Below are 3,800 nucleotides of genomic sequence, written 5' to 3'. Positions count from 1 at the left end.
CGGAAGACGTTGTCCTCCGGGTCGGCCAGCACCGCCTGCCACTGGCCGTAGTAGGTGGCGAAGGGCCCCTTGAGCACGCGGCCGCCGTGCGCCTGCGCCGCCCGCACGGCCGCATCGACGGCGGCGGGCGAGCCGAGCATCAGCGTGGCGTACGCGACGGTGGGGCGGGGCCGCACGTCGTCGCGCGGCTGGCGTCCGTCGAGGCCGAGCAGTCCGTAGACGGCGCGGGCATCGTTGAAGCCGAACTGGAAGTCCGCCGTCTCCACCGCGCGATAGATCGGCGAGCGCGCCGCCTCGGCCTCGGGCAGGCCGAACACGGCGCGGTAGAAGGCGAACTGCGCCTCGACGTCGCGGCACATCAGGTTGAACCAGAGCTTCATGCGGTGGCCTGCTGCTTCAAGCCGTAGCTGCGGCGGTACATCTCGACCAGGTGCTCGCCGGCGGTGCAGGGCGCGAAGCGCGGCGCCTCGCCCTCGGGCACTGTGCCGGGCACGGCCTCGATGCGCGCGAAGTAGTCGGGCTCGTAGAAGAAGGGGATCGACCAGCGCGCCGCGCCGCCCGAGTGCAGGTTGCGCACGCGGTGCGGGTTGGAGTGGTACAGGCCGTTGGTCCAGCGCGGGATCATGTCGCCCAGGTTGACGACGAAGCAGCCTTCCATCGGTGTGGCCGGCACCCAGTCCCCTTCGGGCGTCTGCACCTCCAGGCCGCCGTGCGCGTCCTGCGCGAGGATGGTGACGGCGCCCCAGTCGGTGTGCGCGCCGGCGCCGAAGGTGCGCTCGTCGGCGCCCTCGGGGTGCGCGGGGTAGCGGATCATGCGCAGCGTGACCATCGGGCTCTCGCCGGTCGCGTCGAAATACGTCTCGGGCAGGTGCAGCGACAGCGCCAGCAACTGCATGAGCCGGCGCGAGAGCGCGAGCATCGCCTGGATGTAGGCCTCGCACGCCGCGGGCGCCTCGGGCACCTCGGCCGGCCACTGGTTGTGGCCGTAGGTCTGGTGGCCGGCGACCACGTAGGGGTGGTCGGCCGGGTAGGCCATGCCGCAGTAGAAGCTCTCCTTGAGGTCGGGCCGCGCATCGGCGTCCAGCGTCTGCGCGCCGAGGTTCTCGTAGCCGCGCATCGTCGGCGAGTGGCGCATGTCCAGCGCCTCGCGCGTGGCGGCGGGCACGTCCTCCAGCAGCCGGCGTGCCAGCGCGAACTGCCGCGCCACCTGATCGGCCGGCACGCCGTGATGCCGCACGTAGAAGAAGCCCGAGGCCATGGCCGCCGCGCGCAGTTGCGCGGCCACCTCGGCGCTGCGCGGGCCGCCGGGCGCCAGTGCCCCGGAGAGGTCGATGACGGGGATCGCCGCCACGGCTTCAGGCCTTCAGCTTGCGGTCGGCCGGCGAGGGCAGGAAGCGCTCGGTCCAGATGTCGGCCACGGCCGGCGAGGACTTCAGGCCGAAGGCGTCCACCGTCTCGGCGATGGTGGCCTGGATGCGCTCCGGCGTGGCCGCGCCCCAGCCGTGGCTGCGGGTGCCGGGCGTGTCCATGCTGCCGTCGACGATGAGCTTCAGGCGCTCGTGCTCGATCTGCTCGTTGGCCAGCGGCTCGCGCGCCTTCACCGCGGCGGCGCCGGCCTGGGTGTCGGCCATCGCCTCGATCCAGCCGCGCGTGGTGGCCTTCACGAAGGCCTTCATCGCCTCGGCCTGCTCCATGCTCTTCGCGTTGGCGACCAGGCCGTTGCCGTACGACTTCATGCCGTGGTCGGAGAAGCGGAACATGCGGATCTGCTCCGGCCCCATGCCGCGCAGCTTGAGGTTGAGCAAGCCGGTGAAATAGAAGTAGGCCGAGCCGTCGAAGTCGCCCTTGACGAAGCGCGTGTCGCCGATGTCGGGCGCCACGTTCTCCCACTTCACGCCCGAAGGGTCGAAGCCCTGCGCCTTGGCGAACACGGGGAACAGCTTGCGCGAGGCGTTGAAGGGCTGGCCCAGCAGCGTCTTGCCCGCCAGGTCGGCCGGCCGGGCGATGGGGCCGTTCCTGCGCACGAGGATGGCGTTGGGGTTCAGGTCGTACTGGATCGCCACCGCCTTCAGGCCGGCGGTGGGGTTGTTGACGTTGAACTCCACCATCGTCGCCAGGTCGGCCGAGGCGCAGTCGTAGGCGCCGCTGCCCACCAGGCTGATGGCGGCGGCCGAGCCGTTGCCGGTGTCGATGGCGACGTCCAGGCCCGCGTCCTTGTAGTAGCCGCGCTGGTGCGCGAGCAGGAAGCCGGCGGCGGTGGCCTCGACCTTCCAGCCGAGGTTGAACCTGAATTTCTGCAGCGAGCCCTGGGCGCGCACGAAGGGCGCGGCGGCGAGCAGGGAGGCGGTGGCGCCGGCGGCGCGCAGGAGGGAGCGGCGGGGAAGCATGGTGGTGGAACTCCGTGAAGACACAGGTGTGCGCAGGGCGCGCCACGCGGGCCGCGCAGCGCGGGTCATCCAGAGCAATTTCCGGGCGGCTGCCGGCAGGCCGGGCCGCTGAACGCTTCTACTCGTGGCATGGCTGCGAGCAGTTTCCGTGCCGCCCTGTTGCGGCGTCCGGCGGCCCGCGCTGCACCGTCTTGAGGCCGGCGCGCATCAAACCGGCGCGCCGCTGCCCGGCCCTCGGCGCCGCGGGCGTGCAATACGCGGGCGTGGAACTTGCAAGAAGGAGGGCGAGAGTAGAAGCGTGCACCGGCGCAGGTCGTCGGGGGTCATTGCTCTCCGGGCGCCCGGCGTCCCGGAGCGCACGCTGCCGGGCGCCGGGTGGTCCGTCCTCCACCCGAACCACACCAGACCGGTCGCTCGCCATGAACTCTTCTGCCACCCACACCCTCCACGAACTGAGCAAGGAATCGCGCATGGGCGCGATGGGCTCGGAAACCACCGCCCGCGAAGTGCGCCGCATCAGCCTCGCCGACTTCGAGCGCCGCCGCGCCGGGATCGCCGACCAGTTGTGGGACGCCGCGGTCGACGTCGGCTTCTTCCAGCTCACCGACCACGGCCTGCCGCTGGAAGCCATCCGCGGCGCCTTCCAGGAGGCCGAGCGCTTCTTCGCGCTGCCCGACAGCGTGAAGGCGCAGTACCCGCTGGCCAACAACGCCGGCTGGGAGAGCAAGGCGCAGGTGCGCCCTTCCACCGGCACCGCCGACCAGAAGGAGAGCTACCAGATCACGCTGCCGCTGATGGGCAGGCTGTTCCCGACCGAGGAAGAACTGCCCGGCTTCAAGGCGGCGATGCTCGACTTCGAGCAGAAGAGCTGGGAGGTCGGGATGAAGGTGCTGTCCTGCTTCGCGCTGAAGCTGGGCTTCGACGAGGACTTCTTCACCCGCGCACACGACAAGGCCAGCCCGGAGTACCAGAGCACGCTGCGCCTGCTGCACTACTACGCCATCCCGCCCGAGGCGCAGGACAAGCTCGACCTGTGGCGCGCCGGCGCGCACACCGACTTCGACTGCCTGACCATCCTCTACCAGCGCCAGGGGCAGGGCGGCCTGCAGGTGTGCCCGGGGGCCGAGTTCGAGAAGCAGGAGTGGACGTCGATCCCGCCCGACGAGGACGTCATCACCTGCAACATCGGCGACATGCTCATGCGCTGGAGCGACGACCGCCTGCCCAGCAACTTCCACCGCGTGCGCAACCCGCAGCCGGGCGAATACCTGGGCCCGCGCTACAGCATCGCCTTCTTCTGCCAGGCGAACCGCGACGCGCTGATCGAGTCGCCCTCGGGCAAGTACCCGCCCATCACTGCGGGCGACTACCTCAAGCAGCGCATCGCGGCGAACTTCGGCAAGAAGTATTGAG

At 70.8% G+C, this 3,800-nt stretch carries 4 protein-coding genes; 1 reads left to right on the top strand and 3 read right to left on the bottom strand.

The window, feature by feature from the left end:
* The 3 genes from ACIY1X_RS25425 to ACIY1X_RS25415 all read right to left on the bottom strand — a co-directional run.
* Positions 1-380 (bottom strand): VOC family protein (locus ACIY1X_RS25425; protein WP_399686204.1); only part of this gene is annotated, 380 nt, incomplete at its 3' end.
* Entirely contained in the window at positions 377-1,351 is a 975-nt protein-coding gene (locus ACIY1X_RS25420) for an isopenicillin N synthase family dioxygenase (protein WP_399686202.1), read from the bottom strand. The genes ACIY1X_RS25425 and ACIY1X_RS25420, both read right to left, overlap by 4 nt.
* Before the next feature lie 4 nt (positions 1,352-1,355).
* Complete coding sequence (locus ACIY1X_RS25415) at positions 1,356-2,387, bottom strand: ABC transporter substrate-binding protein (RefSeq protein WP_399686199.1); 1,032 nt, start codon at positions 2,385-2,387, stop codon at positions 1,356-1,358.
* A 419-nt stretch (positions 2,388-2,806) separates the two neighbouring features.
* On the opposite strand from ACIY1X_RS25415, the gene ACIY1X_RS25410 reads away from it, so the two are divergent.
* The gene (locus ACIY1X_RS25410; protein WP_399686197.1) at positions 2,807-3,799 is read left to right on the top strand and encodes an isopenicillin N synthase family dioxygenase; all 993 of its coding nucleotides are present in this window, start codon (positions 2,807-2,809) and stop codon (positions 3,797-3,799) included.
* Position 3,800: the final 1 nt, after the last annotated feature.

This window comes from Xenophilus sp. (genome assembly GCF_044462705.1).
Classification (GTDB): Bacteria; Pseudomonadota; Gammaproteobacteria; order Burkholderiales; family Burkholderiaceae_C; genus Xenophilus; species Xenophilus azovorans.
This window is presented reverse-complemented; position numbering and strand designations above follow the sequence as displayed.

Excerpts from the sequence above, each read along its gene's own strand:
- ACIY1X_RS25410 (WP_399686197.1), top strand. The coding sequence starts at position 2,807 with ATGAACTCTTCTGCCACCCACACCCTCCACGAACTGAGCAAGGAATCG.
- ACIY1X_RS25415 (WP_399686199.1), bottom strand. The coding sequence starts at position 2,387 with ATGCTTCCCCGCCGCTCCCTCCTGCGCGCCGCCGGCGCCACCGCCTCC.